We start from the raw sequence: 4,672 nt of genomic DNA on the forward strand, positions 1-4,672 counted from the left end.
AGGGGGAACGGAAGGTCCGAGGGCGAATCGGTCGCGGATCTCACGCGCGCCGGGTCTCGCCGGGAAGAACGGTCTCGGCGGTCATCGAGCAGGGTTCCCGGTTTTTCTTCGAGGGAATATTGCGAAGGTCGAAGGAGATGAAATGTGCGTAGATTGGGATACAATCTCAACCAAAGTGCGGAATCTGATGAGGCAAAGGAGGTCAGGCCGTGTCTGACCGAGGATTGGTGTTCGTCGTCGACGAGGATGCCGCCAGCGCGGATGCGCTGAGGGAGCTGCTGGAGAAGGAGGGCTATGCAGTCGCCGGAATGGCGGCGGGCGAGAATGCTCTTGAGGGCATCGCGAAGGCCGAGCCCAATCTTGTCCTGATGGATGCGGCCCTTTCCGACGCCGATTCGTTTCAGCTCCTCGATGCGTTGAAGGAGAACCGGCGTACCTGCGATGTGCCGGTGATTATCATGTCGACCCGGGACGATGAGGAGGCGCGGGTTCGGGGACTCGAATCGGCGGACGACCTGATCGTCAAGCCGTTCGACACGCGCGAGGTCCTCGCACGGGTCGAGCGGCAGGTCACGGTGTCGAAGGTTCGGATGGCCCTGCGCGAGTCGGAGGCGAAGTTCCGGTCGGTGATGGAGTCGGCGATCGACGCCATCATCTCGGCCGACCACGAGGGTTTGATCCGTTCGTGGAACAGCGCCGCAACCGCGCTCTTCGGCCACACCGAGACCGAGGTCATCGGCAAGCCGATCGACCTGATCATTCCCGAAAATTACCGTGAAGCGCATCAAGAGGGGATCAAGAGGGTGAGCTCGGGGGGTGAGAGCCACGTCATCGGCAAGACCGTCGAGCTCTCGGCGATCCGCAAGGACGGCAGCGAGTTTCCGGTCGAGCTGTCGCTGGCGACCTGGTTTCTCGATGAAAAGCGCTATTACACGGGGATCATCCGCGACATCAGCGAACGCAAGCAGGCAGAGCAGAAGTTCCGGTCGGTCACCGAGTCGGCGATCGACGCTATCATTTCAGCCGATCACAAAGGCTGCATCATCAGCTGGAACAAGGCTGCCACCAACATCCTCGGCTACACGGAGGAGGAGACTGTCGGCCAACAGCTCGAGCTGATCATCCCGGAGCGATTTCACGAAGCGCACCGAAACGGGATGAAGCGGTTCACCGAAACCGGGGATGCGCACGTCATCGGCACGACGGTCGAGCTCGCGGCGTGCACCAAGGGTGGCGAGGAGGTGCCGATCGAGCTGTCGCTGTCGACCTGGACGGTGCGCGACGAGCGTTATTACACCGGTATCATTCGCGACATCGGCGAGCGCAAGCGGGCAGAGGATGCCCTCCGCCAGAGCGAGCAGGCGCTGCGCGAGAAGACCGAGGAGATGAAGCAGAAGAACGAGGTGCTGGAAGAGACGCTCAGCCAGCTCAACGAGATGCACAACCAGCTCATCATCCAGGAGAAGATGGCGTCGCTCGGCAAGCTCAGCGCCGGCATGGCGCACGAGCTCAACAACCCGGCCGCGGCGGCGCAGCGTGGGTCGGCCCAGCTGCAGGGCACGTTCTCGCAGCTGCAGGACATCCAGCTGAGGCTGGGCAAATACAAGCTCAACCCGGCGCAGCTGGATCGACTGGTCGAGCTCGATCGGCTGGCCAGAGATCGCGCCAAGAAGCCCGCCGACATCAGTGCGCTCGATCGCAGCGATCGCGAGATCGCCCTCGAGTCCTGGCTGCAAAAGCGGGGCGTCGACACCACCGGCGAGATGGTTCCGGGCCTCGTCAGCCTCGGTTTCGACGAGGGCGAGCTGGTGGAGCTGGAGCAGGTTTTCCCCGACGAGTATTTCTCCCTGATCATCGACTGGTTGAGCTGCATCTTCACGATCCACAGCCTGGTCGGCGAGATCTGGCTCGGAACCGGCCGCATCGCGGAGCTGGTCAAGGCCCTCAAGTCCTACACCCACATGGATCAGGCGCCGGTGCAGTCGGTGGATGTGCGTGAGGGTCTGGACAATACGCTGATCATTCTCCACAACAAGCTGAAGGGCGGCGTCGAGGTGCAGCGCGAGTACGCCGAGGACCTGCCGGTCATCCAGGCGTACGCGAGCGAGCTGAACCAGGTCTGGACGAACTTCATCGACAATGCGATCGACGCAATGGACGGCGAGGGAAATCTGATCGTTCGTGCGCGCAGGGAGGACCCCTGGGTCGTGGTCGAGATCGAGGACGACGGGCCCGGTATCCCTGAAGAGCAGCAGTCGAAGATCTTCGACCCGTTCTTCACCACCAAGCCGACCGGAAAGGGCACCGGACTGGGGCTCAGCATCAGCCGCAACCTGGTCGTCCAGAAACACAAGGGACAGATCAACCTGACGTCCCGGCCAGGACGGACCTGCTTCATGGTTCGCCTGCCGATTGATTTCGAACCCGCCGAGTGACCTCGAGCGGGCTGGAGATGGAAGATGGCGAAACCGATCATCATGACAATCGACGACGAGCCGCACGTGCTCAACGCGATCGCTCGCGACCTCCAGGCGCACTATCAGCGCGATTACCAGATCGTGAAGGCGAGCTCGGGTGGAGAGGCGCTGGAAACGGTGCAGGAGTTCAAAAGAAGGAACACCCCGATCGCGCTCTTCCTGGTCGACCAGCGGATGCCCGAGATGAGTGGCGTCGAGTTTCTCGAGGAGGCGGTGAAGTACTTTCCGGACGCTCGCAAAGCGCTGCTGACGGCCTATGCCGACACCGACGCGGCGATCGCGAGCATCAATGCCATTGGGCTCGATTTCTACCTGATGAAACCGTGGGACCCGCCCGAGGAACGCCTCTACCCGGTGCTCGACGATCTGTTGAGCGACTGGCTCGCGAGCGTGCCGGTTCCGTACGACGGGATCCGTGTCGCGGGAACCCTGTGGTCGGCAAGGTCGCACGACGTCAAGGAGTTTCTCGCTCGCAGCCAGGTCCCGTACCAGTGGTTGGACATCGAGCGCGACCAGGAGGCGAAAGAGCTTGTCGAGGCGAGCTCCGAGGGGCAGCCGAAGTTGCCGACCGTCTTCTTCCCGGACGGCAGCACGCTGGTGGATCCGGACCTCAAGACGCTGGCCGACAAGGTGGGCATGACGACTGTCCCGCGGCAGCCCTTCTACGACCTGATCATCATCGGCGCCGGTCCGGCAGGCCTCGGCGGTGCGGTCTACGGTGCGTCCGAGGGCCTGCGCACCGTGGTCATCGAGAAAGAGGCGGCCGGCGGGCAGGCCGGCACCAGCGCGCGGATCGAGAACTACCTCGGGTTCCCGCAGGGCATCAGCGGCGCGGACCTGACGCGGAGGGCGACGACCCAGGCCCAGCGCCTCGGGGCCGAAATTCTCACCGCCCAGGAGGTCACCGGGGTGCGGGTGGAAGATCCGTACCGGATCGTCGCCCTGGCCGACGGCAGCGAGCTGAGCTGCCACGCCCTGATGATCGCCACCGGCGTCAAGGTTCGGGAGCTCGCGGTTCCCGGGATCGAGCCCTTCGTCGGCGGCTCGGTGTACTACGGAGCGGCGACCTCCGAGGCGGTCCACTACAGGGACAGGAATGTCTTCGTGATCGGTGGCGCCAACTCGGCGGGCCAGGGAGCGATGTTCCTGTCGCGGTTCGCGAAGCACGTCACCGTGCTGATTCGCCGTGAGTCGCTCCAGGCAACAATGTCAAAATACCTGATCGACCAGATCGACGGGACTGAGAACATCACCCTGATGACCACAACGGAGGTGACCGGAGTGGACGGCGGCGACAGCCTCGGCCTCCAGGCGATCACGGTCACTGACAACGTCAGCGGCGAGAGTCAGACCCTGCCCGCCGATGCGATCTTCATTTTCATCGGGGCGATTCCCCACACCGGGATGGTGGCGGACATCGTCGAGCGGGACGAGGCCGGCTTCATCTACACCGGCCAGGACCTGATACGCGACGGGCGACGGCCGAAGAACTGGAAGCTCCGGCGTGATCCCTTCCATATGGAAACCAGCGTGCCGGGCATCTTCGCCGCCGGTGACGTACGCCACGGCGTGGTCCGGCGGGTCGCCTCGGCGGTCGGCCAGGGCGCTGTAGCGGTGAGCCTGATCCACAAATATCTAGAGTCGGTCTGAGGGTCGGACTACTCCTCGTTCGATGGACTATTCAGGCGAGGCTTGAAACGATCAGGAAACTCCGTCGTTCGAAGCCAAAGGGTCACACCTTCCGTTGATCCCGGAAGGTGTTTCTCGGTGAGTGCGGTGAAGCTCTCGAAATCCAGGGACTGCCGGGAAAAGAGCTCGCGCGTGAACCGATTGAAGTCCTCGCTCCCCATGCGACGCCGGAGCCAATCGAAGAAGAGCCGGACCCGGTCGCTGAGAACGAACCTATCCTTGTAGGTGCCGATGTCGTCGGCGGTCATCTCGGCCAGAGGCTTTTCCGGGGGAAGAGGATTCCCCCGCCGGTCGAGGCCGGTCCTGCGACGCTCGACGTACCCCTCCAGGTTTGCTTCAATGTAGCTGTCATACCAATCTTCGCCGATCAGCGAAGCCATCGCAGGCAGGTGGAAATAGCTGGGGAACCCTTCTATCACCAGCGCGTAGAATTCACCATCACGGGGCACCGCGAGCTGTACGTGCGGGTGGACGAGCTCGTGCGCGAGCGTGCGGCCGGAGTAAGA

Annotated in this window: 3 protein-coding genes; 2 read left to right on the forward strand and 1 reads right to left on the reverse strand. The window is 63.1% G+C overall.

The features are described 5' to 3' along the window. Positions 1 to 209: 209 nt before the first annotated feature. Entirely contained in the window at positions 210 to 2,435 is a 2,226-nt protein-coding gene (locus LJE93_03080) for a PAS domain S-box protein (GenBank protein ID MCG6947883.1), read from the forward strand. A gap of 24 nt (positions 2,436 to 2,459) precedes the next feature. Further along, positions 2,460 to 4,127, forward strand: coding sequence for an FAD-dependent oxidoreductase (locus LJE93_03085; GenBank protein ID MCG6947884.1), 1,668 nt, complete (start codon positions 2,460 to 2,462; stop codon positions 4,125 to 4,127). 8 nt (positions 4,128 to 4,135) lie between these two features. On the opposite strand, the gene LJE93_03090 is transcribed toward LJE93_03085, so the two are convergent. Continuing rightward, positions 4,136 to 4,672: hypothetical protein (locus tag LJE93_03090; GenBank protein ID MCG6947885.1), on the reverse strand; the 537-nt coding region annotated here is incomplete at its 5' end.

It is taken from the genome of Acidobacteriota bacterium (genome assembly GCA_022340665.1).
In the GTDB taxonomy this organism is placed as follows: domain Bacteria; phylum Acidobacteriota; class Thermoanaerobaculia; order Thermoanaerobaculales; family Sulfomarinibacteraceae; genus Sulfomarinibacter.